At 58.8% G+C, this 26,368-nt stretch carries 26 protein-coding genes; 8 read left to right on the top strand and 18 right to left on the bottom strand.

Annotated elements, in window-relative coordinates:
- Positions 1–9: 9 nt before the first annotated feature.
- The 5 genes from ABFT80_RS05110 to ABFT80_RS05090 form a co-directional block, all read right to left on the bottom strand.
- Positions 10–792, bottom strand: a complete 783-nt coding sequence (locus ABFT80_RS05110) for a carnitinyl-CoA dehydratase (protein ID WP_347970741.1) — start codon at positions 790–792, stop codon at positions 10–12.
- The gene (locus ABFT80_RS05105; RefSeq protein ID WP_347970740.1) at positions 793–2,916 is read right to left on the bottom strand and encodes an acetate--CoA ligase family protein; all 2,124 of its coding nucleotides are present in this window, start codon (positions 2,914–2,916) and stop codon (positions 793–795) included.
- Between the two features lie 169 nt (positions 2,917–3,085).
- Complete coding sequence (locus ABFT80_RS05100; RefSeq protein WP_347970739.1) at positions 3,086–4,249, bottom strand: acyl-CoA dehydrogenase family protein; 1,164 nt, start codon at positions 4,247–4,249, stop codon at positions 3,086–3,088.
- Between the two features lie 161 nt (positions 4,250–4,410).
- Positions 4,411–5,421, bottom strand: coding sequence for a 3-hydroxyacyl-CoA dehydrogenase NAD-binding domain-containing protein (locus ABFT80_RS05095; protein WP_347970848.1), 1,011 nt, complete (start codon positions 5,419–5,421; stop codon positions 4,411–4,413).
- Position 5,422: 1 nt separating this feature from the next.
- Entirely contained in the window at positions 5,423–6,328 is a 906-nt protein-coding gene (locus ABFT80_RS05090; RefSeq protein WP_347970738.1) for a BKACE family enzyme, read from the bottom strand.
- 115 nt (positions 6,329–6,443) lie between these two features.
- On the opposite strand from ABFT80_RS05090, the gene ABFT80_RS05085 reads away from it, so the two are divergent.
- Positions 6,444–7,424, top strand: coding sequence for a GlxA family transcriptional regulator (locus tag ABFT80_RS05085; protein ID WP_347970737.1), 981 nt, complete (start codon positions 6,444–6,446; stop codon positions 7,422–7,424).
- 7 nt (positions 7,425–7,431) lie between these two features.
- On the opposite strand, the gene ABFT80_RS05080 is transcribed toward ABFT80_RS05085, so the two are convergent.
- From ABFT80_RS05080 to ABFT80_RS05050, 7 genes are all read right to left on the bottom strand, one after another.
- Complete coding sequence (locus ABFT80_RS05080; RefSeq protein ID WP_347970736.1) at positions 7,432–7,641, bottom strand: hypothetical protein; 210 nt, start codon at positions 7,639–7,641, stop codon at positions 7,432–7,434.
- A 153-nt stretch (positions 7,642–7,794) separates the two neighbouring features.
- Positions 7,795–8,268: a GNAT family N-acetyltransferase gene (locus ABFT80_RS05075; protein ID WP_347970735.1), complete on the bottom strand. Its 474-nt coding sequence runs from the start codon at positions 8,266–8,268 to the stop codon at positions 7,795–7,797.
- A 118-nt stretch (positions 8,269–8,386) separates the two neighbouring features.
- Positions 8,387–8,596 (bottom strand): hypothetical protein, encoded by a 210-nt coding sequence (locus ABFT80_RS05070; RefSeq protein WP_347970734.1) that lies wholly within the window; start codon positions 8,594–8,596, stop codon positions 8,387–8,389.
- Between the two features lie 171 nt (positions 8,597–8,767).
- Complete coding sequence (xylA, locus tag ABFT80_RS05065) at positions 8,768–10,093, bottom strand: xylose isomerase (protein ID WP_347970733.1); 1,326 nt, start codon at positions 10,091–10,093, stop codon at positions 8,768–8,770.
- Positions 10,090–11,544: a xylulokinase gene (xylB, locus tag ABFT80_RS05060; RefSeq protein WP_347970732.1), complete on the bottom strand. Its 1,455-nt coding sequence runs from the start codon at positions 11,542–11,544 to the stop codon at positions 10,090–10,092. Before xylB ends, xylA begins: the two co-directional genes overlap by 4 nt.
- A 211-nt stretch (positions 11,545–11,755) precedes the next feature.
- A complete protein-coding gene (locus tag ABFT80_RS05055; RefSeq protein WP_347970731.1) occupies positions 11,756–12,379 on the bottom strand; it encodes a LysE family translocator in 624 nt (207 codons plus the stop codon).
- A gap of 81 nt (positions 12,380–12,460) precedes the next feature.
- Positions 12,461–12,583, bottom strand: a complete 123-nt coding sequence (locus ABFT80_RS05050; protein ID WP_347970730.1) for a hypothetical protein — start codon at positions 12,581–12,583, stop codon at positions 12,461–12,463.
- Positions 12,584–12,838: 255 nt separating this feature from the next.
- Here ABFT80_RS05050 and ABFT80_RS05045 point away from each other — a divergent pair, with 255 nt between their 5' ends.
- Complete coding sequence (locus ABFT80_RS05045) at positions 12,839–13,579, top strand: L,D-transpeptidase (RefSeq protein WP_347970729.1); 741 nt, start codon at positions 12,839–12,841, stop codon at positions 13,577–13,579.
- A gap of 97 nt (positions 13,580–13,676) precedes the next feature.
- A complete protein-coding gene (locus tag ABFT80_RS05040) occupies positions 13,677–14,843 on the top strand; it encodes a diphosphate--fructose-6-phosphate 1-phosphotransferase (RefSeq protein ID WP_347970728.1) in 1,167 nt (388 codons plus the stop codon).
- 2 nt (positions 14,844–14,845) lie between these two features.
- Here ABFT80_RS05040 and copM read toward each other — a convergent pair whose 3' ends face one another.
- From copM to ABFT80_RS05015, 5 genes are all read right to left on the bottom strand, one after another.
- Entirely contained in the window at positions 14,846–15,316 is a 471-nt protein-coding gene (copM, locus tag ABFT80_RS05035) for a CopM family metallochaperone (RefSeq protein WP_455189880.1), read from the bottom strand.
- Complete coding sequence (gene cueR, locus ABFT80_RS05030) at positions 15,237–15,656, bottom strand: Cu(I)-responsive transcriptional regulator (RefSeq protein WP_347970726.1); 420 nt, start codon at positions 15,654–15,656, stop codon at positions 15,237–15,239. Before cueR ends, copM begins: the two co-directional genes overlap by 80 nt.
- 10 nt (positions 15,657–15,666) lie before the next feature.
- Positions 15,667–18,168, bottom strand: coding sequence for a heavy metal translocating P-type ATPase (locus tag ABFT80_RS05025; protein ID WP_347970725.1), 2,502 nt, complete (start codon positions 18,166–18,168; stop codon positions 15,667–15,669).
- Positions 18,169–18,297: 129 nt separating this feature from the next.
- Positions 18,298–18,957 carry a TenA family protein gene (locus tag ABFT80_RS05020; RefSeq protein WP_347970724.1) on the bottom strand — a complete coding sequence of 220 codons (660 nt, stop codon included), beginning with the start codon at positions 18,955–18,957 and terminating at the stop codon, positions 18,298–18,300.
- A gap of 3 nt (positions 18,958–18,960) precedes the next feature.
- Positions 18,961–19,611, bottom strand: a complete 651-nt coding sequence (locus ABFT80_RS05015) for a TenA family protein (RefSeq protein ID WP_347970723.1) — start codon at positions 19,609–19,611, stop codon at positions 18,961–18,963.
- A 568-nt stretch (positions 19,612–20,179) separates the two neighbouring features.
- Between ABFT80_RS05015 and ABFT80_RS05010 the strand changes: the two genes are divergently transcribed.
- The 5 genes from ABFT80_RS05010 to ABFT80_RS04990 all read left to right on the top strand — a co-directional run bounded on the left by ABFT80_RS05010 (position 20,180) and on the right by ABFT80_RS04990 (position 24,438).
- On the top strand, positions 20,180–21,376 hold the full coding sequence (locus tag ABFT80_RS05010) for a tyrosine-type recombinase/integrase (protein ID WP_347970722.1): 1,197 nt from the start codon (positions 20,180–20,182) through the stop codon (positions 21,374–21,376).
- 131 nt (positions 21,377–21,507) lie between these two features.
- On the top strand, positions 21,508–22,161 hold the full coding sequence (locus tag ABFT80_RS05005) for a DUF433 domain-containing protein (protein ID WP_347970721.1): 654 nt from the start codon (positions 21,508–21,510) through the stop codon (positions 22,159–22,161).
- On the top strand, positions 22,158–22,583 hold the full coding sequence (locus ABFT80_RS05000) for a DUF5615 family PIN-like protein (RefSeq protein ID WP_347970720.1): 426 nt from the start codon (positions 22,158–22,160) through the stop codon (positions 22,581–22,583). The genes ABFT80_RS05005 and ABFT80_RS05000 overlap by 4 nt, the downstream gene beginning before the upstream one ends.
- A 9-nt stretch (positions 22,584–22,592) precedes the next feature.
- Positions 22,593–23,426: a hypothetical protein gene (locus ABFT80_RS04995; protein WP_347970719.1), complete on the top strand. Its 834-nt coding sequence runs from the start codon at positions 22,593–22,595 to the stop codon at positions 23,424–23,426.
- A 76-nt stretch (positions 23,427–23,502) separates the two neighbouring features.
- Positions 23,503–24,438 (top strand): DUF2971 domain-containing protein, encoded by a 936-nt coding sequence (locus ABFT80_RS04990; RefSeq protein ID WP_347970718.1) that lies wholly within the window; start codon positions 23,503–23,505, stop codon positions 24,436–24,438.
- Positions 24,439–24,531: 93 nt separating this feature from the next.
- On the opposite strand, the gene ABFT80_RS04985 is transcribed toward ABFT80_RS04990, so the two are convergent.
- Complete coding sequence (locus ABFT80_RS04985; protein ID WP_347970717.1) at positions 24,532–26,367, bottom strand: UvrD-helicase domain-containing protein; 1,836 nt, start codon at positions 26,365–26,367, stop codon at positions 24,532–24,534.
- Position 26,368 lies beyond the last annotated feature (1 nt).

Below are 26,368 nucleotides of genomic sequence, written 5' to 3'. Positions count from 1 at the left end.
TTCAGACGCTCAGCGTCCCTTCCACACCGGATCGCGCTTCTCGGCGAAAGCCTTGAAGCCTTCCATATTATCCTCCGAAGCATAGAGTTCGTCCACCGTGCGGAACTTGCGCTTGGTGATCCAGTTCATCGCATCCTGAAACTCCATCGCTTCGGCGCGGCGCGCCACTTCCTTGATCGCAGCAAAGACCAGCGGCGGGCCATCGGCCAGACGTCCCGCGATTTCCCACACGCGTTCATCGAGCTTGTCTGCCGGGAGAACCTCGTTCACCAGCCCCCAGCGATGCGCCTCCGCAACGTCCATCCAACGACCGGTCAAAAGCATGTCCATCGCGACATGATAGGGAATGCGCTTCGGCAGCTTGATCGTCGCAGCATCTGCCAGCGTTCCGGCCTTGATTTCCGGCAGCGCGAAGGACGAATGGTCGGAAGCGTAGATAAGATCGCAGGAAAGCGCCAATTCGAAGCCGCCGCCCACCGCCATGCCGTTGACGCAGGCGATAACCGGCTTGTTCATATCACGCAGTTCCTGCAAGCCCGCAAAGCCGCCGACGCCGTAATCGCCGTCCACAGCATCGCCATCGGCAGCCGCCTTCAAATCCCACCCAGCAGAAAAAAACTTGTCGCCAGCCGTTTTTACGATCGCCACGCGCAACGCATCATCGTCGCGGAATGCCTGAAAGGTCTCGCCAAGCAGCCGCGACGTTTTCAGGTCGATCGCATTGGCCTTTGGGCGGTCGAGCGTGATTTCGAAGACGGCACCCTCGCGGCGTGTTTTGACGATGTCAGACATTTACTTCTCCTCGATGACGAGCAGCGCATCCGCGATGTGGGCACCCTGCCCGGTTGCACATACGATCAATGGGTTGATGTCGAGCTCGATTATATCGCCGCGTGAAACGGCAAATTCCGCGATGCCCGCAATCGCCTCAATCGCGGAAGCGACATCGGCTTTTGGCCGTCCGCGATAACCGTCGAGCAGCGGAAACATTTTGAGCCCGCGCAACGCCGCCTCGATCTCGTCTTTAGAGGTCGGCAGCAGGATCGTCGCGCTATCTTTTAGCAGCTCCACAAGTACGCCGCCGGTGCCAATTGTCATAACTGGACCGAAAAACGGATCGGCAGTGATGCCTACAATCAGCTCCGCGACACCACCCTGCACCATGCGCTCGACATAGAGCGCGGAGCCAAGACCGATCAGATCGTTCGCTGCCGAGAGCACTTCAGCCTCGTTGCGCAGATTGAGCTGCACAGCGTTGTGCTCGCTCTTATGCGGCATGCCGAGCGCCTTGAGCACGACGGGGAAACCGAGCGTTCTTGCGGCACGCGCGGCTTCTTCGACGGAAGATATTTCCATGCCGGAAGGCACCGGCAAGCCCGCGTCGCGCAGCAGGGATTTGGCGGTGGATTCGGAAACGGTGGATCGCCCCCTTTCCACCTTGCATCCGCTTGGAAAATGCACCGCCTTTCCTCTCCCCTTTTCAGGGGGAGAGGTGATTTGCGAAGCAAATCGGAGTGGGGGTGTTACCGGCCGAGACCATGCTTCCCCAATAAACGACGCCGCCTCCGCCGCATCGAACGCTTCCTCGATGCCCTGCAACGGCACGATGCCGCGCCGAAGCAATGCCTCCGCGTGTTCTTCTGGGATATTCTCGCCCATCGACCCGACAATCGCGCCGATCGCACCATTCGTTTTCAACGCGCTTTCGAACGCATTGACGGTCGGCCACCAATCCTCGTCCGAGCAACGGTCGTTGCGCGGAAAATCCAGCACCAGCATGTTGAGATCGAAACCACCCGACACCATGGCCGTGAACGTCTCGGTCATGGCGGGCTGGTTGTTCCAGATGAAGGTGTGGTAGTCGAGCGGATTCGCGACCGCGACCAGCGGTCCAAGCGTCGATTTCACCCGTGCGCGATGCGCCTCAACCAACGCCGGAAAGCTAATGCTGCGGCCTTCAGCCGTGTCAGCCATCACGGAGGCCTCACCGCCCGAACAACTCATCGACGAAAGCCGACGCCCACGCAACGGCCCGACAGCATGCAGCAGCTTCAGCGTCTCCAGAAAAGACTGGATAGAATTGACGCGCGCAATGCCGAGCCTCTTGAGGAAAGCGTCAGACGCCGCGTCGGAACCCGCCAATGAGGCCGTATGCGATATGGTCGCAGCGCGCGCCTGCTCCGAGCGGCCGACTTTCATCGCAATGATCGGCTTTTTCAGCTCCCGCGCCCGCGCGGCCAACCGCTCGAACCCTTCGACACTGTCGAAACCTTCGATATGCAGACCGAGCGCCGAGACGCGCTCATCCTCGATCAGGCCAAGCGCCATTTCGGAAAGGCCGGTCTGCGCCTGATTGCCTGCCGTCATCAGAAAAGCGATAGGCAGTCCGCGCTTCTGCATGGTCAGATTGCAGGCAATGTTGGACGATTGCGTGATGATGCCAACGCCCCGCGCGCCAGCCTCCAGCCGCTGCCCGCCATGCTGATCCGGCCAAAGCAGCGCGCCATCGGCATAATTTATCAGGCCATAGCAATTCGGCCCAATGATCGGCATTGCGCCTGCCGCTTCAACCAGTTCGCGCTGCAGCCGTTCGCCGTCTGCGTCATCATTTCCGGCTTCAAGAAAACCCGCGGCAAAGCAGATAGCCCCGCCCGCGCCACGTTCGGCAAGCTCGCGCACGATGTCGACGGTTGCAAAACGATTGACGCCTATAAACACGGCATCCGGCGCGCCCGGCAAATCGGCGATCGAGCGATAAGCCTTTACGCCCGCGACTGTGTCTTTGGTTGGATGAACCGGCCAAACGGCGCCGGAAAACCCCATTTTCAGTGATTGCTTGACGACGTTCGGCGCGAACGAGCCTCCGCCGACAATCGCAATCGACTTAGGACGTAAAAGGCGTTCAAGGCGGGTCATGTGCGCGCTCCTTCCCTTCTCCCCTTGCGGGAGAAGGTGGATTGGCGCGTTAGCGCCAAGACGGATGAGGGGTGTTGGACGGAGCCCAAGACTGGAACACCCCTCATCCGACCTCGCTCCGCTCGGCCACCTTCTCCCACAAGGGGAGAAGGAAAGATCGGCGTTGCCATCATCCCCCCACCGCCCGAAGCAGCGAGCGCGAGATGATGTGGCGCTGAATTTCCGACGTGCCTTCCCAGATGCGCTCGACGCGCGCGTCGCGCCAGATACGCTCCAGCGGCAGATCTTCCATCAGTCCCATGCCGCCGTGAATCTGGATTGCTTCGTCGGCGACGAATGCCAGCATCTCAGTCGCCTTGAGCTTCGCCATCGCCATATCCTGCTCGGTAACGGTGCCCTGATCGTATTTCCAGCCAGCCTCGAAAACCATCAAATCGGCAGCCTTCAATTCGGTCGCCATATCGGCCAGTTTGAACGACACTCCCTGAAACTTGCCGATCTGCTGACCGAATTGCTGGCGATCCGCCGAATATTCAATCGCATGCTGAAGCGCGCGCTCGGCCCGCCCAAGACAGGTCGCGCCGACTTGCAGCCGCGTTGCGCCAAGCCATGAATTCGCGACCTCGAAGCCCTTATGCGCCTCACCAAGCACAGCTTCCTTCGGCAGGCGGCAATCGTCGAATTCGAGGATCGAATTGGTGTAGCCGCGATGCGAAACGTTGCGATAGCCGTCGCGAACGGTGAAGCCCGGCGTACCCTTATCGACAAAGAACGCCGTGATCTTCTTCTTTTTGCCGCGCGGCGTTTCTTCTTCGCCCGACGACATGAAAACGATGGCGAAATCGGCTAGATCGGCGTGGCTGATGAAATGCTTGGTACCATTCAGCACCCAATCGTCGCCGTCCTGAACGACGGTCGCCTTCATACCGCGCAGGTCGGAGCCTGCACCCGGCTCTGTCATCGCAAGGCAATCCCATTTCTCGCCGCGAATGCAGGGGAAAAGGTATTTGTCGCGCTGTTCCGGCGTCCCGGCCAGCAGGATGTTCGAAGGCCGCGCGACGCAAGTCCAATGCAGCGCATAATTTGCCCGGCCAAGCTCCTTTTCGTAGAGCAGCCACGTGACCGTATCGAGCCCCGCACCACCGACATCCTCCGGCATATTGGCGGCATAAAGCCCGGCAGCGATCGCCTTGGCCTGCAACTCCTTGATGAGTTCCAGCCGCAAATGCCCGGTGCGCTCGACCTCGGCCTCATACGGATAAAGCTCGTTTTCAACAAAAGCCCGCGTCGTATCGACGATCAGCCTCTGTTCTTCGTTCAAACCGAAATCCATGGTTACACCTGTAAGGTTGGTCGTGCGTCCTTCGAGGCTCGTTTCACTCGCACCTCAGGATGAAGGAGGTTTTTTACTCGAACCCGCTGCGTTGCGGGTTCGATGCACGACTTCCCTCATCCTGAGGTGCGAGCGCAGCGAGGGACGCACCCAAACACCAATCAGCCCTCTTTCTTCGCCAGCCCAGAGAGCTTTGCCGTGTAGTCATTATAGAGCTCACCCGCGCCCCAGCCCTTGCCGTCCTGCTGCTGGCCGAGTGCCGCCATGATCGCCACGAGATTGTCGTCGCGGATTTTCTCCAGATCGCGGATTGAAAGCCCCTTGGCCTGTTCGTCGGACTGGTCGGCAATCTTGTTGGTAAGCGCCTCGTCGAGGTCCGGCACGTCCATCAGCTTGGTCCACGGCCAGGAAAGGCATGGCCCGAACTGCGCAATGAAATGACGCATGCCTGCTTCGCCGCCAGCGATGCGATAGACCTGGAACATACCCATCTGCGCCCAGCGAATGCCGAACGAATAGCGCATGATATCGTCGAGTTCCTCGACCGTCGTAATGTCGTCCTTGATGAGCCAAAGCGCCTCGCGCCAGACAGCCTCCAGCAGACGGTCGCCGACAAACGCTTCGATCTCCTTGCGAATGACCACCGGCTTCATGCCGATGGAAGCGTAGAGTTCGCGCGCCTTGTCGATGAATTTCTTGGTCGTTTTCTCGCCACCGACGATTTCGACCAGCGGCAGAAGATAGACCGGATTGTAAGGATGGCCGACAACAAATCGCTCCGGGTTTCGCAGCGCAGGCTGCATATCCGTCGGCTTGATGCCGGAAGTGGACGAGCCGATCAGCGCATCCTTCGGCGCATGAGCATCGATCTCGGCCAGCACCTTGTGCTTGAGGTCGAGCCGTTCCGGCACGCTTTCCTGAATGAAATCGGCGCCCGCGACCGCCTCTGCGATCGTCTTCACATAGGCAATCTTGCCCTCGGCAGGCAGTCCGTCCGGCAGCATCTTTTCATATGCGCGCCGAGCGCCCTCCATCACCTCACCAACCTTGCGGGAGGCTTCGGGATCGGGATCGAAAATCGAAACGTCGATGCCGTTCAGCACCAGACGCGCCACCCATCCGGCGCCAATGACGCCGCCGCCGATGCATGCTGCTTTTGTGATGGTCATGATCTCACCAACGCTTCTGAAGTTTCAGCTTCGCACGAACTTCGTCAGGGCTCATGATGCGCGAGCCCATATTCTCAGCCACCTTCACCGCCCGTTCGACCAGTTGGCCATTGGTGGCGAAAACGCCCTTTTCGAGCCAGAGATTGTCTTCCAGACCGACGCGGATATTGCCGCCTGCGGCAAGCGCTACCGCCGTATAAGGAAGCTGGTTGCGGCCAATCGAAAAGGCCGAGAAAACCCAGTCCGAAGGAAGGTTGGCCGTCAGCGCGGTCAGCGTCGCGATATCGTCCGGCGCGCCCCATGGAATGCCCATGCAAAGCTGCACCATCACCGGATCGTCAAGCAGACCCTGTCCATAAAGCCATTTTGCAAGCAGCAGATGGCCAGTGTCGAAAATCTCGACCTCAGGCTTCACGCCCAGCGCCTGGATTTGCTTGGCCATCTCGCGCAGCATCGGCGGCGTGTTGGTCATCACATAATCCTGCTCGCCGAAATTCATCGTGCCGCAATCGAGCGTGCAGATTTCCGGCAGCAGCTTGGCGACATGCGCCAGCCGCTCGGTCGCGCCAACCATGTCCGTTCCGTTCGCGGAAAGCGGCAGCGGCTGCTCGACGCTGCCGAGCGTCAGGTCGCCGCCCATGCCTGCGGTGAAATTGATGATCACATCGACACCGGATTGCTTGATGAGGTTCATCACCTCCTCATAGAGCGCGACATCGCGCGAGCCTTTGCCGGTTTCCGGGTTTCGCACATGGATATGCGCGATCGCGGCACCGGCGCGTGCGGCCTCGATCGAGGCATCGGCGATCTGACGCGGCGTGACCGGGACTTTGTCGGAGCGGCCTGCCGTGTCGCCCGACCCGGTCACGGCACAAGTGATGAAAACATCGCGGCTGGGATTGAGACCCATCGAAACTCCTCCTGTGATTTGGCGCGGCTGCCGGAAACAAATCCGATGCCGCGACGCCGTTTCGATGGATCATGCCGCAGTTGCAAAGATATGTTTTGCGTTTTACGAAATAGTAATGGCAAAAAGCGAAGCTTCATCAATCTTTTTTCCAGAGCGCACGCCGCTGAAACTGACGCTTCTCGTCTATTCCGGCTGCTCGATCATGTGCGTCGCGTCAACCGTCGACCCGCTTCGCGCGGCAAACCGCATCGCTGGCGAGGTCCTGTTCGACTGGAAGATCGTTTCGGTAGACGGGCAATCAATTTCCACAACATCCGGCCTGCCGATTGCCGCTGCCAGTCGCTTCGATCCCGACGAGAAAACCGATGTTCTGGCAATCATCGGCGGGTTCGGAACGCGCACGCAGGCCACCCCTGCATTGCTCGCCGGTTTGCGCCGCACGGCGCGTCAGGCGCGCGCTGTCGGCGGCATCGAGGCTGGAACATGGCTGCTCGGTCGCGCGGGCCTGCTGTCGGGCCGCGCAGCCACCACCCACTGGGAAGACATGGAGGATTTCAGCACGGCATTCCCGGAGGCGGACGTGCGGCCGGACCGGTACGTCATCGACGGGCCGATCTTCACGGCGGGCGGCGCATCGCCCACCTTCGATCTCATGCTGCATCTGGTACGCTCGCGCCTCGGCATGGCGGTCGCGCTCGATGTCGCCAGCGTCTTCATTTACGATCAGGCGCGAGCGGCAACGGACGCGCAGCCGCTCGTCTCTCTCGGTCGGCTCGACGGCTACGATGCGCGCATCGCGCAGGCGATCCGCCTCATGGAGGCCCATATCGACCGGCCAATGAGGACTGCAAATATCGCGAAAAATGTCGGCGTGACTCCCAGAACGCTGGAAGCGATTTTCGGTACATCGATAGGGGAGACGCCGGGAGCTTATTTCCTACGCCTGCGCCTCAATGCGGCACGGCGGCTCGTTCTGGATACGCGTCTTGCGATGGCAGACATCGCAGAGCGTACGGGCTTTTCAAGCGGCAGCGTTTTTTCCAGAGCGTTTTCACGCGCATTCGGCCAAACGGCGGCGGATTTGCGCCGCCGTTAAAGCGTGATCAGGCCGCGTTGCGCGCGTCCTTGTCGATGAGCGAACGCAATTGTTTCGCCAGCGCAGCTTCCAGCCTGCTGCTGATCGCACGGTCCCATTCATTCGAACTTTTGTCCGCCGATACCTGACCCGGCAGAGCCAGCAGGCTGTCCACAAAAGAAGCGCCTTCGCGACGCGAAAGCAGCACTTCGATTTCCTTCTCGGACTCGGAGTTCATGTCGTCCGTCCTCCTATCCTGACCTGTTCTGGAAGCCATATATAGGAAGCACGTGACGGCTTCTTGAAGGCCGGTACGAGGTCTTGATGAGGCGGAATCGGTCACTCTTTGTTGCATTGACCGTGTCGTAGATGCGCGTTTTTGAATCGGGATTCAGGCAAGCCGCTTGACAAAAAGCACGGTGGTAAAACCGCTGTCCCATTCATCGTCGGGATAGCGGTCTTTCTCTTCATATCCGAGCGATTTGTAGACGGCTTGCGCCTGTTCGTTGAACGTATCCGTCTCCAGCCGCATTTGGCGAAAACCGGCATCGCGGATCATCGTTTCCGCGTGGTCGAGCAGGCGGCGGCCAATGCCGCACCCTTGATATTTCGTCGAGACATGCACGGCTTCGACGAAATCTTGCCGCCAATGAATAAGCCCGGCAATGTTTCCGTCTATTTCGGCGACGACAAAATCCTGGCCGTGCTCATCCACATAGCGGCCACCAATGTCCGACTGGACATAGCGCTGCGCCGCTGCCGGCGTTATCTGCGGCAGCCACGTTTTCTCGAATGTGTTCTGCAACAAATCTTTGAGAGCCGGCTGATCATCCGGCCTCGCGCGGCGCACGACTATTTCGCCCATTCGTTCCCAAAGCCTCTGCCTTGGCGGTCTCTAGATCGCCAAGCGCCCCAATCGACGCAAAGTCCATCTAGCACTTTAACAGGCTTCGGAAAAAGCGGGCTATTTCTCTGTCTGTGCCTCAGGCAGCGCGTTTCGATGCCAACTCGATTTTCTGCCGCATCTGGGAGGCAAGCATGGATTCCAGCCTTCCGCTTACGACCCTGCTCCAGGAATCGTCGCGAGCATTTTCAGCCGGAAGACCAAAATTTCCCAGCAATGTATCGACGATCGAGGCGGAGGATTTTTCCCCCAGAAGTATCTCGACTTCACGGTCCAACGTATTGGTCATGGGCGTTGTCCTCGCTGTCCTGTTCATGCCCCTATAATCACGAGTGACGGAGGCAAATTGAAGGTACAGCCGAGTCGCAAAAATGGCGGCGCGCGAAATTTTTTGCCTTCGCGGCCGCCATTCGTGATTTTTTCGTGGTCGTCAAATCAATGACTTAGACACACGGCATTTTTAGACGTAGCGGTTCACTACGTTCTCTAGCAGTTCCTGCTTGCCGGATTTTGGCTGCGGCTCGATCTTGTCCTTGACCACGCGCGCCGCGATTTCTTCCAGCGAACGCTTCCCCGAAAGCATGGCCTGCGCCTCTGCAGACTTCCAGCCTGCGTAGCGGTCCGCGAGCGGCTTCGAAAGCGCCTTGTCTTCGACCATTTTCGCAGCCGCCTTCAGGCCACGCGCGCAGGCATCCATGCCGCCGACATGGCCGATCAGCAGATCTTCCGCATCGAGCGATTGACGACGCAGCTTGGCGTCGAAATTGGTGCCGCCGGTCGTGAAGCCACCGGCCTGCAGAACCTGATAATAGGCCAGCGCCATTTCCGGCACATTGTTCGGGAACTGGTCGGTATCCCAGCCGGACTGGTAGTCGTTGCGGTTCATATCGATCGAACCGAAAATGCCCAGCGCATTTGCCAGCGCCAGCTCGTGCTCGAAGGAGTGACCGGCGAGGATCGCATGGCCCTGCTCGATATTGAGCTTCACTTCGTTTTCGAGGCCGTACTTCTTCAGGAAGCCATAGACCGTCGCAACATCATAATCATACTGATGCTTGGTCGGCTCCTGCGGCTTCGGCTCGATCAGGATCGTGCCCTTGTAACCGATCTTGTGCTTGTACTCGACGACGAGATTGAGGAAGCGGCCAAGCTGGTCGAGTTCGCTGCCGAGATCGGTGTTGAGAAGCGTCTCGTAGCCTTCGCGGCCACCCCAAAGAACGTAGTTCTCGCCGCCAAGACGCTTTGTCACGTCGATGCAATGCTTCACCGTTGCGGCGGCATAAGCAAAGACATCCGGATCCGGGTTGGTCGCGCCGCCCGACATGAAGCGGCGGTTGGAGAACAGATTTGCCGTGCCCCAGAGCAGCTTGACGCCGGTTTCATCCATTTTCTTCGCGAAATAATCCGCGATTTCGTCGAGATTTGCCGCACTTTCGGAGAAAGTCGCGCCTTCGGGACGCACATCTGCATCGTGGAAGCAGAAATAGGGTGCGCCGAGAATGGAGAAAAGTTCGAACGCGACGTCCGCCTTCACCTTGGCGAGCTTCATCGTATCCAGTTCGCCCGGATTGGCGAACCATGGACGCTCGAACGTCTGGCCGCCGAACGGATCGCCGCCCGGCCAGGTGAAGGTGTGCCAATAGGCGACCGCAAAGCGCAGATGATCTTCCATCCGCTTGCCCGCAACCACTTCGTCTGGATTGTAATGACGATAAGCCAGCGGATTGGTCGAATCCGGGCCTTCATATTTGATCTTCTTGATATCGCCGAAGAAACCTGTGCTCACGATGAAACTCCTTTTATGGCGGGATAGGTGGCGCGGTAGCGCGCATATGCGTCGGCATAGGCCGAGGTTAGAGCCCGCTCGGGCTCGATTGTTTCTGCAATTTGGGGCGGCGTGCAGATGGCGAACGGGTCGGCACCTTCCGCCGCGATCAGGCCGAGGCGCGCAGCACCGAATGCGGCGCCGAAATCGCCTTCCGCCGGCACATCGACGGCTAAATCGAGCGCCGTGGCGATGGATTTCAGCCAGTAGCGCGAGCGCGAACCACCACCGATTGCGGTCACGCGCGGAACCTCGGTTCCTGCTGCATGAAGCGCTTCGAGGCAATCGCGGAAGGCGAAGGACACGCCTTCCAGCACGGCTTGTGTCAGGGCTGCCTGATCCGTTTCATGCGCCAGCCCGGTAAACGATCCGCGAATGACCGCGTCGTTGTGCGGTGTGCGTTCGCCCGAAAGATAGGGCAGGAAGGTTACGGCGGTCGGCTCTTTCAGCGTATCGCCGAGAGCCGCCGTCAGTTCGCCCGCCTTCTTGCCAGTGATCGACGCAATCCAGTTGAGTGAATCCGTTGCCGACAGGATAACGCCCATCTGATGCCATGTGTTCGGCAAAGCGTGGCAGAATGTATGAACCGCACTTTCGGGGTTCGGAAGATAAGAACCGTTCGCGGCAAAGATAACGCCCGATGTGCCAAGCGAAACAAAGGCATGACCCGGCTGCACCGTGCCCATGCCACAGGCCGAAGCAGCGTTATCACCAGCACCACCGGCAATTACGACATTCGAGGCCATGCCCCAGCGCGCCGAGAGCGCACCGCGCAAAGTGCCTGCCTTTTCGCTGCCTTCCACGAGTGCAGGCATGTGGCTTTCATCGAGAAAGGTCGCTTCGAGAAGCTCCGGCGACCAGCGCCTTTTCTCGACGTCCAGCCAAGCCGTTCCGGCTGCATCCGACATTTCCGAGAAATGTTCGCCCGTCAGCCAGAGCCGCAGATAGTCCTTCGGCAGAAGCACTTTCTCGACTTGCGCAAAAATCTTCGGTTCGTTGTTTTTGACCCATGCGAGCTTTGGCGCGGTGAAACCGGGAAACACGATATTGCCAGTGATCTTGCGAAAGCGCGGATCGGCATCGAGTTTCGCTGCCTCGGCATAGCTGCGCGTATCGTTCCAGAGAATGCAGGGACGCAGCACCTCATCGGAAGGCCCCAGAAGCGTCGCGCCATGCATCTGACCGGAAAGCCCGATGCCTTTCACGGCTGCCAATTCTTTGGGATGCGAAAGCTTCAGCGCCGCAATCGCGTCTTCGGTCGCTTTGATCCAGCTCGCCGGGTCTTGCTCCGACCAACCATGATGCGGTCGCGAAACGTCGAGCGAGGCGTTTGCCGACGCGATGACGGTTTGCGACTGGTCGATAAGCAGGGCTTTGACGCCCGATGTGCCGAGATCTAGGCCAAGATACATCGCATTCCTCCCCGGAAGAGCGGGAATTCTGACCCGTTTCGACCGAAATATTGCATTTTTACGCTGCGAAAACGTGTGTTTTCGACAGCGCCTCCTCCCGAACCGCGAGATTCATATCAAAAAAAGCGCACATGAAAATGCCTGAATCGGACCTTCAGGCAGATTTTTTTCGAATCTCGTAAAAAATCATTCGGCCTGAGGTGTTTTGAGGTCAATTCCCGGAGCGAACCGTCGCAGTCGCGATCCCGGCTCCTACGAGCAGCGTTCCGCCTGCCTTGTTGAAGAGCCCAAGCGCACGAGGGCTGTTCACCAGCCTGCGTGCCCGCGATGCGACCAGCGCGTAGCCGAAGGCATTGGCGAAGGCGAGGAAAAGGAACGTCGCCTGGAACACGATCATCTGGGTCAGGAAATCGCCATGCCTGTTGATGAATTGCGGCAAGAAGGCCACGAAGAAGGTGATGCTTTTCGGATTGAGCGCCGTGACGAGCCACGCATGCGCCGCCATCTTTACTGCCGAGACGGCCTTGGTTCTGGGTTCCGCATTCAGCGTACCGCCTGCGCGAAACAGCTTTATTCCAAGATAGATCAGATAGGCAGCACCCGCCCATTTGACGATGGTGAAGACAGTCGCCGATGTTGCGAGAAGCGCGCCGATGCCGAGCATCGACAGGGTCATTGCCGTGAAATCGCCGAGCGCCACGCCAACGGCCATCGGCAAGGCGGTTCGCCAGCCCTGGCCGAGTGCATAGGAAACAACGAGCAGGATCGTCGGCCCCGGAATGACGAGCAGCACGGCGGATGCGGCGGCAAAAGCGGCCCAGGTTTCGAAAGACATGCGAGCTTCCTCAGCGATTATTCCGCCAAGCTAAGCGCTGACTTTCAGCCCTTGTAAAGTTTGAAATTCAACCTGCCGGGATCAACGCAGATTGACGAAGAAGCCGACAATCTCGGCAAAATCGGCATTCGCACCAAGAACCAACGCGACCGCCAGAAAGGCTGCCGTGAAAAGAGCAAAGTCGGTTTTCAGTGAATGCTGCATCTTATCCCTCATCAAGTGACGACATGGGTAAGCGGGCGTCATGCCCAGATTGTGACCGAAGCTGGGTAATGCTGTGTCGATCTTTTCATTTGTCGTGACGAAGACATGAGACGTTTTCCCACGGCAAACAAATCATTGATAAAAAACGATTTTAATCATTCACGCTTTATCAACCATAATTGTTGAAGATGCTGGAGAACCGATTGTGGAGGACATTCCCGTCGGCGCGTTTTGTTCAATGAGTGGAATCGTGCTGTGTCCAAATCCCGGTCGGAAGAACGTCCATCCCCCCAGCTCACACGCCGCGCCGCATTGCTTGGCATAGGCTCCGCTGCCTTGATGGGAACGGCCTGCTCGCGCAGTGTCGACATGTCCGCATTGCAGATCCAGATGCCGCAACTGGACACGATGTCGACCGGCGCGATTCGTCCGCGCATCAGCGTCGACAAACAGGTCACCAACCCGGAACTGATGTATGCCTCGTTCAACGATGAGGGAAACACGCTTCCGGAAATTCCCTTCGCCAAGGTCAATCCGAAATTCCGCCGCCAGATCGTCGTCGATCCGACAGGCGAGGCACCCGGCACGATCGTCGTGCATTTGCAGGAGCGGCATCTCTATCTGGTGCAGCCCGGCGGTGATGCAATTCGCTACGGCGTCGGCATCGGCAAGGACGGATTCGTCTGGAATGGCCGTGCAAACATCCAGTACGGCAAGAAGTGGCCTGTCTGGACGCCGCCAGCCGAAATGATCGTACGCAAGCCGGAACTCGAAAAGTTTCGCGGCGGCATGCCGGGCGGCCTCGAAAACCCGCTTGGCGCACGCGCGCTCTACATCTTCAAAGATGGCCGCGACACGCTGTTCCGCGTTCACGGATCGCCCGAATGGTGGACGATCGGCCAAGCCATGTCGTCAGGCTGCGTTCGCATGATCAATCAGGACGTGATTGATCTTTATAGCCGCGTTTCCGGCAAGACTCCCATCGTCGTCGTATAATCTGACGCCTCGGCGCTTGCGTCTCACGCCACCCCGTTGCACATGTCGGGCAGCCGCGCGAATGTATGCGCGGATTGCTTGATGACAGGAGCGCAGCGTGGCTGGAACCTTTGTGATTGCCCAGGGTGGCGGACCGACAGCCGTCATAAACCAGACGCTTGCTGGCGCTGTTCTCAAAATCCGTAAGGATCATCCCGGAGCCAAGGTTCTGGGTGCACGGCACGGCGTTCGCGGCATTCGCGACGGCGACTTTGTTGACCTCAGCGCCGTTCCCGAAGACCAGCTCATGCGGATCGCAAACACGCCGAGCGCAGCACTGGGCAGCACGCGCGACAAGCCCGATGTAGCCTATTGCGAAGTCGTACTTTCGGGCCTCAAAAAAGTCGGCGCAGACGCCTTCATCTATATTGGCGGCAATGACACATCAGGCACGCAGCAAATCCTGACGGAAGCCGCAGGCGGCGGAATGGCCTTCGTGCATGCGCCAAAGACGATCGACAATGATCTGGTCGAAAACGACCACACGCCGGGCTTCATTTCCGCAGCCGATTTTGTGGCCGGAGCGTTCCTGAGCGTCGATCTCGATTTCCGCGCCCTGCCCGGCATCTATGTCGGCATCGTCATGGGCCGTCACGCAGGCTTTTTGACCGCCGCCGCCGCCTCATGGCGCATCGATGAGGACAGCGGCCCGCATCTGATCTACGTGCCTGAACGCGCCTTTTCGGTTCCACGCTTCATCGATGACGTGAAGGCGACGCTCGATCGCCACAAGCGCTGCATCGTGGCGGTGTCCGAAGGCGTCAGCGGAGAAGATGGCCGCTCGCTGGTCGAGCATATCGTGCCGGAAGAAAAGCTCGAGCGCGACGCCCACGGCAATGTGAAACTCTCCGGCGGCGATCTCGGCCTCGCTTTTGAAAACATGCTGCGCGACGGCCTTCCCGGCAAACGCGCGCGCGTCGATACGCTGGGCTACATGCCGCGCGGCAACATCGGCACCATCAACGCCACCGATGCGCAGGAAGCATTCGATGCAGGTGCTTTCGCGGTCGAAGTCGCCGCGCAAGGCGGCGGTTCGGTCGCGCTTCAATATGATGGCGGGAAAACAGTCATCCGCCGCGTGGAGCTATCGAGCGTCGCGGGCAAGACGCAACACATGCCCGACGACTTCATGCTGGCGGACGAAAACAAGCTATCCGCAAAAGGCCTCGCCTATTTCAACCGCCTGGTTCCGGCAAAGTTCGAAGTCGGCAAGCCGTTTGTGTGAGCTTAATGCGCCTGGTGCGCTTTCAGCCAGGCTTCTAGCTGTGCGATTTCGCTTTCCTGCGCCTTGATGATCTCTTCCGAAAGCTTGCGGATTTCGGGATCCTTTCCGCTTTCGAGTTGCGCCTTGGCCATATCGATCGCCGCCTGGTGGTGCGGGATCATGCCGAGCGCGAAATCGATATCCGCATCGCCGGTATATTCGATCTTCGCCATGGTCTCATGCATGTCGTCCATCGCCTTCATGTAAGCCTGCGTGGCAGGCGCTTCGCTTGCCTTTGAGGTGCTTCCCATGTCGTGGCCGCTATGGTCCGTCTGGGCGATTGCGGTGCCTGCGATAATGGCAAATACCGATGCCGCGATGATGCGTTTCATAAGCGTTTTCATACGGAGCTCCTCAATGTCTGATTTTTGATTGCGTTGAATGCGCGGTCTCGCCCGCGAGTTGATCGAGGATCGGGCATTCGGGATGCGCATCGCCATGGCAATTGTGGATCAAATGCTGCAGCGTGCCGCGCAACTCCATGAGTTCGGCAATCTTGCGGTCGATCTCGCTCAGTTTCAGGCTGGCGATCGCTTTCACATCGGCACTCTCGCGATGCGTATCGCCGTAAAGCGACAGAAGCTGCCGGCATTCCTCCACCGAAAAGCCGAGGCTGCGCGATCGTTGCAGGAATTTCAGCCGATGAATGTCGGCATCCGAATAATCACGATAGCTGTTTTCGGCACGGCCCGGTTTCAACAGGCCGATATCCTCATAATACCGGATCGTCTTCGCGGGCAGGCCGGACCGGCTGGATGCATCGCCTATATTCATTCGAGCCTCCTTAGAGTTTGACAGTTCGGAGCCGCAAGGCGTTGCCGATGACCGACACAGATGAAAGGCTCATCGCAGCGGCGGCCAGCATCGGCGAAAGCAGCATGCCGAACACCGGGTACAAGACGCCAGCCGCGACCGGCACACCCAGCGCATTGTAAACAAACGCAAAAAACAAATTCTGCTTGATGTTGCGGATGGTCGCCTGCGCAAGCGTTCGTGCACGAACGATGCCGTTGAGATCGCCCTTCACCAAGGTAATGCCAGCACTTTCGACAGCAACATCGGCACCGGTGCCCATGGCGATGCCGACATCCGCGGCTGCCAACGCCGGGGCGTCGTTCACACCGTCACCCGCCATCGCAATGACCGCGCCCGCTTTGCGAAGCTCATCGACCAGCGCTTTCTTGCCTTCAGGCAAGATATCGGCGCGGACCTCGTCTATGCCGAGCCTCGACGCAACTGCCCGCGCTGTAAGTTCGTTGTCGCCCGTCGCCATGATGATTTTCAGACCGGTAGCGTGAAGCGCTTTTATCGCCTCCGCCGTCGTTGCTTTGATCGGGTCCGCGACGGCAACGATGCCTGCCAGCTTTTGATCGACCGAGACGAACATTGCCGTCTTGCCATCGCCGCGCAGCAAGTCGGCTTGGTCCGCAAACCCAGCCATATCGACCCGAAGATCGCTCATCAGCGCCGCGTTGCCGAGCGCGACGTCGCGACCCGCGACGATCCCTTTCACACCCTTGCCGGTTATAGCCTCGAAATCGGTGGCGGTTTCGCTCTGAACATTGCGCGATTTTGCGCCTTCGATAATGGCCTCGGCCAAAGGATGCTCAGACCCTCTTTCGAGCGCTACGGCAAACGAGAGCACATCGTCTTCGCTGAACCCTCCGGCCGCGATCACATCGGTAAGCGATGGCCTACCCTCAGTCAGCGTACCTGTCTTATCCACGATCAGCGTATCGACCTTCGCAAAGCGCTCCAAAGCCTCCGCGTCCTTGATCAGCGCACCGGCCTGAGCGCCGCGTCCGGTCGCCGTCATAATGGACATCGGAGTTGCAAGACCAAGCGCACAGGGGCATGCGATGATTAGAACGGACACGGCCGAAACAATCGCGAAGATCATGCTCGGCTCAGGGCCGTACAACGCCCAGACGATGAAAGCCGCAATCGCGACCAGCACCACGGCCGGCACGAAATAATAGGCGACGCGGTCGGCAAGCCCCTGAATCGGCGCCCGCGAACGCTGCGCCTTGGCGACCAGTTCGACGATCTGCGACAGCACAGTATCGGCACCGACCTTCTCGGCGCGCATGACCAGCGAACCGTTCTTGTTCAGCGTTCCGCCGGTAACGGTGTCACCTTGGGTCTTTTCAACAGGCACGGCCTCGCCGGTAATCATGGATTCGTCGATCGAAGAACGTCCCTCTTCGACAACGCCATCCACCGGCACGCTCTCGCCGGGGCGGATACGCAGACGATCACCACTCTTCACCTCTTCAAGCGGCACGTCTTTTTCCGAACCGTCAGCGTCAATCCGCCGGGCGGATTTCGGTGCAAGATCAAGCAGCGCGCGGATGGCAGAGCCTGTGCGTTCGCGCGCTTTCAGTTCCAGAAGCTGGCCAAGGAAGACAAGCGAGACGATAACGGCGGCAGCCTCGAAATAGACCGGAACCGTATCGACATGCCCGCGGAACTGATGCGGGAAAATATCGGGGAATAACGTTGCGACGACGCTGTAGATATAGGCAACGCCCACTCCGATCGAGATCAGCGTCCACATATTGGGGCTGCGGTTGACGATTGATTCCCAGCCTCTGTGAAAAAACGGGATAGCGGCCCAAAGCACCACAGGCGTCGCCAGCACAAGTTCGACCCAAATCGCCGTTCGCTCTCCCATCCAGTCGCGGATCGGCAGGCCGAGCATCGGCCCCATGGTAATCACCAGAAGCGGAATGGACAGTGCAGCACTCACCCAAAAGCGGCGCGTGAAATCGACCAGTTCGGGGTTCGGCCCCTCGTCGCCCGTCGGCACGCCCATAGGCTCCAACGCCATTCCGCATTTCGGGCATGAACCCGGCTTGTCGCGAAGAACTTCAGGGTGCATCGGACACGTATATTGCGTGCCTTTCGGCATGGGTTCCGGCGCGGGCCGGTCGCCCAGATAGTGATCCGGCTTCGCCTCGAATTTCTTGAGGCAGCTCTCGGAGCAGAAGTAATACCCGACGCCCTCATGCCGATGAAAATGCTTGGCACTCGCACGCGCGACCTTCATTCCACAGACAGGATCGACCGCGTCGATGTAACTCTCGGGAGATTTTACAAACTTGTCGCGGCACGAATTGCAGCAAAAGAAATATTCGTGCCCTTCATGGATGATCGTCGGCTTTCCTGCCGATGGATCGACAAGCATGCCGCAGACCGGATCGCGCGTCACGGCATCCTCCAGCGCCTTATCGCTGCCGCGGCTGCAGCATTGTCCGTGACCGGCGTGGTTATGCGATTTATCCATGATCTATCCGTTCAAAACTATTTCTGACAGATAGGTAGGGCTTCCAGTGACTGGAAGGTCAAGCGCCATCGAATGAAATTGACGAATTAAGACTGGAGCGGCCACGATCAATGGTCGGTATAGGCTCAGTTACGAACCATTCAGCCCCATCTGCCAGAAATCCGCCTCCAGCCGCGACGCTTTCGCAAAAAATTCGGCAAGCTCAGTGAATCGCTGTTCGGTCATCGAGCGCGCGGCCAATTCATCGAGATGGAGGCGGGCAGCCGATGCCACGCCTTGATAAGTTTCACTGGCATATTCACCGATCCACTCGCGATATGGATGATTGCCAAGCGCATCGACGCCGTTTGGCGCAAGGTTGCGGCCAATCTCGGCATAGCCGATCACGCAGGGTGCCAGCGCGACATGCAGATCGAGCAGATCTCCTGCTGCGCCGCAATCGAGTACAAAGCGTGTATAGGCGACAGTCGCTTGCAGTTCCGGCGCTTTTTCAATCGCGCTCCGGGACAGACCCCACCGGCCGCACAAACGGACATGCAACTCCGTCTCGTCCAGAATGGAGGCCAATCCCGCCTGCGCGGCACGGATGTCGGAAAGCGTGCGGCTTTTATAAGCGGCGAGCGCCCATGCGCGCGCAAACTGGATCAAAAACAGATAATCCTGAACCAGATAGGTGCGGAAAGCTTTCTCGGGCAATGTGCCCTTACCGAGTTGGCGAACGAAATCATGATTGACGTAGCTTTGCCAATCAGGTGCGGCTGCGGTCTTCAATCGATCGAAGATATCCACGCTTCAGCCCCCGATTTCGTAGGCGGCATCGAAGAACGCCTTTTCCAATGCAACGGCGCGCAGGAAAAAATCCTCACTGACCTCCGGCTCGGCCGGCCCGACACGGTCCAATTCTTCGCGCAAGAAAGAGACAAAGTCCCGGAAATCGAGATTGTCGTGCAGGGTGATCCATTCCGCGTGGACGAAATTCTCCGGCAGAGGTTTCGGTGCCTTCATGGCCCAATCGAGATAGAGCCACTCGGCAACATTGAGCACGGAAAGCACAGCAGCATAGGAGCGCGTATTCGCGGCCTCATACATGAGCGCTTTGAAGCCGGCCGTGGGAATGCTGTCAGGCGTCGTGGAGCGCTGTCTTTCCGTTACACCGAGAGCCTCGAAAGCGCGCAGAAAATAAGTATTTTCTTCGCCAGACACCATGCCGATGAAGCGTCCAAACCGTATCCTCGCCTCAAAACTGTCGGTCGTAGCGATCGCTGCACCCAGCAATGTCAGGAAACTATCCAGGAAACGGTGATCCTGGATCAGATAGGCGGCCATGACTTGGTCTTCGATCATCCCATCAAACAACTCGGTAACAAAGCGATGGTTGACGGCTTGCGTCCAGCTCGGTTCGCTTTTTTGTCTGAGGATTTCGGTGAAGCGCGCGCTCATCATGATGTCCTTTCTGCTTCGACAGCGAGGCTATCCATTACAGACACGGGCGGTCCCGCGATAAAGCCGACGAGCGTCAAGCCTCTGCTGTTCTCCCTTTGCCGGGTTGATCCGGATCCGGTTCGAATGTTCACCGCGCTTGTGCTAGCGGTTTCTCAGCCCATTGCAGGGGGCTCCCCTTGGTAAGACGGCTTTTAGGCGAAGCGGGGTTCTTTGTCACGGTTCTGACGGGAATGTGCGGAGCAATTCTCTGGCGGTCATTTTCGGATTGCTTTTGACGCAAAAAAGCCCGTGCGTTGCGGGCTTTGGTATTAATTAAGGTGTGTTTTGAGAGGTTTTGGTTGCGGGGGTTGGATTTGAACCAACGACCTTCAGGTTATGAGTTTGTTCTGGCCGCTTTTCGCCCCTCTATCCGGCACTACGAAATAGCTGTTATTTACCACCTAAATAGCTGTTACTATTGACAGATTATCGGATGCGACCTACCTTATTTTACGATGAGAGGGCGCATCCATACGCCCCCAAATGATTCCGATTTGATTCCGGAAGTTCCGGCAGGAGGGAGCAGTTCATGACCAAAATCACGAAACGTTCCGTCGATGCGGCAGCGCCAACCGACAAGGAATTCTTCCTATGGGACGAGGAACTGAAGGGCTTCGGGCTGCGCGTCTATCCGTCCGGCCGGAAGATGTACCTCGCCCAATTCCGGGCCGGCGGTCGCCTGCGCCGCGTCAACATCGGGCTGCATGGCGCGGTGACACCCGACCTCGCCCGCACCGAAGCGATGAAGCATCTCTCGCAGGTCCGCCTTGGCGCCGATCCGGCCGGCGAGCGCGACCGCCGCAAGGCGTCCCCCACCATGAAGGAGTTTGGACAGCGCTTTCTCGACGAGCACGTCGCATCACACTGCAAAGCCTCCACCCATGCGGAATACAAAAGGTCGGTCGAACTCTTCATCAACCCGAAGCTGGGATCGCATCGCATCATCGACATCACCCGCGCCGATGTCGTCGAGATGCACCAGTCGATGAAGGAAACGCCCTATCAGGCCAACAGGACCCTTGGGGTGCTCTCGGTCATGTTCACTGTCGCCCATACCTGGGGCGTACGCACCGACGGCGTGAACCCCTGTTGGAAGGTCAAGCGCTACAAGGAGGTCAAGCGCGAGCGTTACCTCACGCCCGATGAGCTTGCCCGGCTCGGCAAAGTCCTGCGCGAGACCAATGCCGAACGCGAAGCCGCGTTTTGCATCCAGCTTCTGCTTCTTACCGGCTGCCGCCTCAGCGAAATCCAGAAGCTGAAATGGGAATATGTCGATCTCGATGCGGGCCTTCTCCGCCTGCCCGATTCAAAGAGTGGAGCAAAGCTGGTCGCAATCGGTCAAGCCGTCGTGGAAGTCTTCAAGACGGTCCCCAAGGTGAAGGACAATCCCTACGTCATCACCGGGACGATCGAGGGTCAGCACCTGACCGACATGCAGAAGCCGTGGCGACGTCTGCGCAAACGCGCCGGACTGGACGATCTGCGTATTCACGATCTCCGCCACTCTTTCGCCTCGGACGCCCTCCAGCTTGGCGAGGATCTGACCATGATCGGCAGGCTGCTCGGCCACACGCAGGTCCAGACGACCGCGCGATATGCCCATCTCAAGACCGATCCAATCAGGGCCGCCGCCAACAAGGTGTCGGACGCCATCGCGCTGGCCCTCACCCTTCCCGTCACGGAGAAGGCAGAGGATAAGGATGAGGAACTGGATATCGCAGCTTGATACCGCTCATGCGTGGGGCGGCGGTCCCCTCTTTTGGATCATGCCCCGCGTCCAGTCTCGATCGGACATTGAAATTCCGGCCTCCGCAGTATATATTCCGACGTATCGGAAGATTTAATCAGGAGGCTCCCATGCCCGCAGTTGCGGAAATGCTGAAGGCGAGCGAGGCCGCCGTCGTCTCGCGCGTGAGCCTGCGCGACGTCAACCGCGTCATCGACGAACACATCCTGCCAGACGCCTTCGTCTCACTCGACAACGGCCGCTACGTCCTGGCCGGAGCCTGTTCGCTCATCGCCTTCTATTTCGAGAGCGCGAAGCGCCTGACCTCGGAAGAGCGCTTGTCGGCCATCAGGACCGCGGAGCCCCGGCTCACACGGTCACGCGCCCTGCCCTGGGCTGCGCTGCTTCGCGAGGACTGGACCGTGCGCGACGAGTTCCTGACCATCGACCTGTTGCCCTTCATGAAGGGCGCGAGCGAGCGGCTGGACGATCTCGCCGCCGCACGGGAGATGGTCACAACCTCGCCAGGGATTCTTGGCGGCACGCCCGTCTTCCAGGGCACCCGCGTTCCTGTCTACGACGTTGCGGCATCCGTAGCCGCCGGCCATTCGATGGAGCGCATCCTCGCAGCCTGGCCCAGCCTGGACGTCAGGAAGGTTAGGCTCGCCACGATCTACGCGGAAGCGAACCCGCTGCGCGGTCGCCCACGCGTCTCTGGCGATCTTCCCGAAGGCTCGGTCATCATCACGGATCGCCGCGTTCCTCGTCTCAGGAAGGCGGGATGAAGTTCCTGATCGATGAATGCCTCAGTCCCGAACTGGCAAAGCTGGCATTGGATAAGGGGTTCGGCGAGACCAGTCATGTCGTCTGGTTGAAGCTCGGAGGCCTGAAGGACTGGGAGCTGAAGCCCATCATCCTCGACGGTGACTGGACCTTCGTCACCAAAAACTCGGTGGATTTCAGGGGGCCGAAAGACAGGCCCGGAACCAAGGGGCAATATGCCGATGTCGCCATCCATGCCGGACTGATCTGCCTCAACGGTCCGCCCGGCATGGACCTCGATATGCAGATCGAACTGTTCGAACAGGCGCTGGCCGAACTCGACACTGCTGATGACGACCTGATCAACCAAGTGCTCGAAATTACGATCGACGACGATGACCATCTGCGCGTGGTCCGCTTCGCGCTTCCTGCCGAAGAAACCTGAGGTGGCGACATGGCCCTGACGATGCCGACAGCATGGCGCTATGGCTCTCCCGGTCCGATGTCCCCGGCTGCGGTGAACGCTTTTAATTCACTGGTTCACTCTATCGCCAGCCAGTCGGAATCCTCCTGGTCGATCTTTGAACTGTTCAAGGCGAGGTTCACTGGTGGTCAATCTTGGAGCTCTAGCGAAAGCTGGGCCATCAGCGACCTTCATGGCGCGATGATGACTGCCGGGGACAATGCTCCGGTTTTCATTAGCGCCTTCTGGGATGGATGTACGCAAATACAGACGACGCACCCTGAAATAGGCCTTCCTGACGCCGACGTTGTCAACCAGATCCTCTATGAGCATGAAGTCCCCTATGAGGTAAGACCCCCAGCTCTGCTGGCGCGGCACCCCCAGACAGCAATAGCCGTCCAGACGCCACAGAAATCGCTGGGTCAACGCGCGCATGAACTTATTCATACCTCGCTGGACCAGGCCGATCGTCTTCTTCTCGAACAACGCCCGCGGCAGGCGGTGCAGGAAATCCTTTGGCTCCTTGAAACCGTCTCGACGGCATTCCAGGGTCAGGAAAGCGGATCAGGAACGGTCGAAGGAAAATACTTCAACGAGATCATCCGAGCCTTGCGCAAAAATAACGGCGGCAGCGCGCTGGCCGAAACTCTGGGTTGGATGACCAAAATGCATGGTTTCCTCTCCTCACCCGGAGGCGGCGGGGTCCGACACGGCACACAACTCGCGGCGGATGTCTCGCCGTCGCTCAGGGAAGCACATCTCTACTGCAACCTGACACGCAGCTACATCAACTATCTCCTCGCGGAGTTGGCGGAGCAATCTTGATCGAGATGTCGCCCGAAGCGCGAGGAAGTCGTCTTCAGAGACGAGAAGCAACCAATTTGAGGGCCTAAGGACGAACATGGATGAGGCGAGCAAACTACCCCGATTGCTGTTCAAATATCGCGCATTCAGCCCACGCCTTCTCGACATGCTGGTCGCCGACGAACTGTATTATTCGGATCCAGGCGACTTCAACGACCCTCTGGACTGCCGACCATCCCTTGAGGGGAACCTTCCCAATGCCCAGTTGGAGCGGGTTCTCAGCCATCTACGCGAGCAAAGAGTGCTAGCCGAAATGCGGGCCGCAGCAAAGTCGCTGAAATACCGTGGCCCCAAGACTGCCGACCATATCGCGCGGCATAGCCAGAAAGAGGCATCGCGACTCCTCGATGACATCCGGTATCATGCAACGGACCCGAGCTACGAAGTTGAGGACCCGCTTCACTGGCTGCTTCGTCAATATCTCGAAGAGGAACTTCTGCGCCGCTACGATCGTGGCATCGTCTCGTTCGGCTCGCGAGCAACCTGCCCCTTGATGTGGAGCCATTATGGTGACCAGCATAATGGCGTCTGCGCCGCATACTCTGTCCCGGTCGGGGCGGAAGCGAACCTTCACAATATTCGCTACGGCGGCAGTCGCAAGGTTCTGGCCAGCGACGTGGCCGTGATGGAAAACGACACCGAGGCTCAACGTCGTGTCGACGAAGCTGTCCTCCTGCGGAAGGCCGCAAGCTGGCGCTACGAACGCGAATGGCGTCTGATCGGAAAACGCGGTGTCCACGACTCCCCACTCGAACTCGAAGAGGTCATTTTCGGCATCCGCTGCAAATCGACCGTCAAGTTCACCATCGTCCAGGCCCTTGCGAACCGGGCAAGGCCTGTCCGCTTCTTCGAGATGCGGGAGCTATCCGGCACATTTCGGCTTAAAAAATACGTTCTCGACACCGATGAACTGGCTGCCTCTCTCCCCCGGCGGTCCCGCTCGATTGACGAGATGTTCGAGAAACTGGAATGAAGTTGGCAACGCATTGATATGAAAAATGCTTTCGCTCGTCGTAACAGGCTCCAGCCCAAGCCAATGGTTCGGATAATACAACGCGACGCAACCTCAGCCGACGAGTTCGATCTGGTCAGCGGAAAGCAAGCCTTTTGCGATCAGCTCGGCGCGCGCAGCCTCGGGATCGCTCGTGAAGAATAAGACCCGCAAATCCTCGAGCGCCCGCGAAAGCGATACATAAGCGAGCTTGCGGCCGCGCGCCTCTTGCTTGTCCGTCCCGACCCCTGAAATCCCGGGCGTCAGGAGCTTCGCGAAATTGTAATTGTGCCAGCCAGCTTCGACGTCGTCATAAACCACAAGCACCTTCGGATATTCTTCGCCCTTCACACCATGTTGGGTACTGAACGCAGTGTTCTTGCCGACAAAGGATGTGTAAGCTGCGACCTCGCTCGTAGTCATCCCGAACAAAGTGTCAGCAAGCCAGTCGCCTTTGTCCAGTCCGTGCTGCTCAGCATCATAGACTTCGACACGGGGATCGCGGATCAGGTTAGCCTGTAGCCGCTCGGCGACCCGGATAATCTGTTTGTCCGCAGCGAAGCGCAGAATATCGCCAATCGCCGCCGCCTCCCAGCGACCGGCCAACTCGGCGACGATATCGATTGACGTGTCGACCATGGATCGCAGGCTCTTGGACGCATTGATGCCATCCACCGCAAACGCGGGGCTTTGCTGTCTGAGGATATCGATGATTCGGCGGCTGTTGCCAGCACGGTGCGCCTCGACGAGGGGCAAGATGGTAGACGTCAGTGGCAGGAGCAGGAAGTGTTGGCCTCGCTCGAACGCATCTTGCGCACGTGTGGACGCGAACTGACCAGAGAACAGCCGATTGAGCGTGGCAAAGCCCATCCTCCTGGCAATCATCTGGCGGACCAGAAAAAGCTTCACGACGTCGTCGCGATTGGTCCAACCCCAGTCCGTCATTGCCTGATCCATCTGCGCGAGTGCGCGTCCGGTCTGCGCGTCCGAATACCGATTCCGCGGTTCTTCCGGAGCCTCCGCTTTCACCAGGCGGAAGACGACACTGCCTTCCACATCTTGGTTCTTGCCCGCCGGCACCTGCACGACATCCGTGCGGAAGCCGTTGAGCAAGCCAATCACGCTCCTCGAACAGCGAAAATTCTCGACTTTGGTGATCGTCTTGCCGGTCAGAGGCGGCGCAAAGTCCTCACTGGTCTCATCATAGATCTGCTGCCAAGGGTCGCCGAAATAACCGACGATCGGCAGACCCTCGCCTTCGCAAGCGAGGTTCAGACCACGAACGATTGTTTCGGCTGTATCTTGGGCCTCGTCCACGAAGATGTACGGAAAGCGCAGTCCCAAGATACGGCGGAAAGTCGCATTTTCCTCGAGGAGGTAGGACGCGATGATTATGATATCGTCGTGCCCGAGGACGCCATTGGGATAATCCCCATAGACCGCATCGCCATAGTCGAACTGCTCGACAGCCGCGAGTGCCGCCAAGTCCAGTTCGTACCGCTCGGCCTTTGCCCGGGCCTCGCACGCGGCTTTGCTCTGGCCGCCGTTATCCTTCGCGCGCTCCTTCGCGATCAGATCCGGCAGGCGGCGGTTTTCTAGTGCCCGGCGGATGTCAGGATGAAATCGTCCGAACTGCGCCCATAGAAAACTATGCAATGTCGACACAGCATAGAGATCGTCGAAGCCGAGCCTCTCGCTGATTACCGCCACTGCCCGCTTGGTATAGGTGATGCAGGCAACGCGTTGACCGTTCTGACGCAAGGCCTTTCCCTTGTGCTCGCGCACCCATTCCAAGGCATCGATCAGCGAGGACGTCTTGCCGGCTCCGGCACCGGCGATGAGCGCAAAGCTGACCTCACCATCGAGGCATGCCTCGACGTCCTTGTCGGCTTGGGTTTCAACCTTCGCCATG

The organism is Foliimonas ilicis (assembly GCF_039939195.1).
Classification (GTDB): domain Bacteria; phylum Pseudomonadota; class Alphaproteobacteria; order Rhizobiales; family Rhizobiaceae; genus Foliimonas; species Foliimonas ilicis.
Note: the sequence above shows the minus strand (reverse complement) of the source record. Positions and strands in the feature narration are given on the sequence as shown.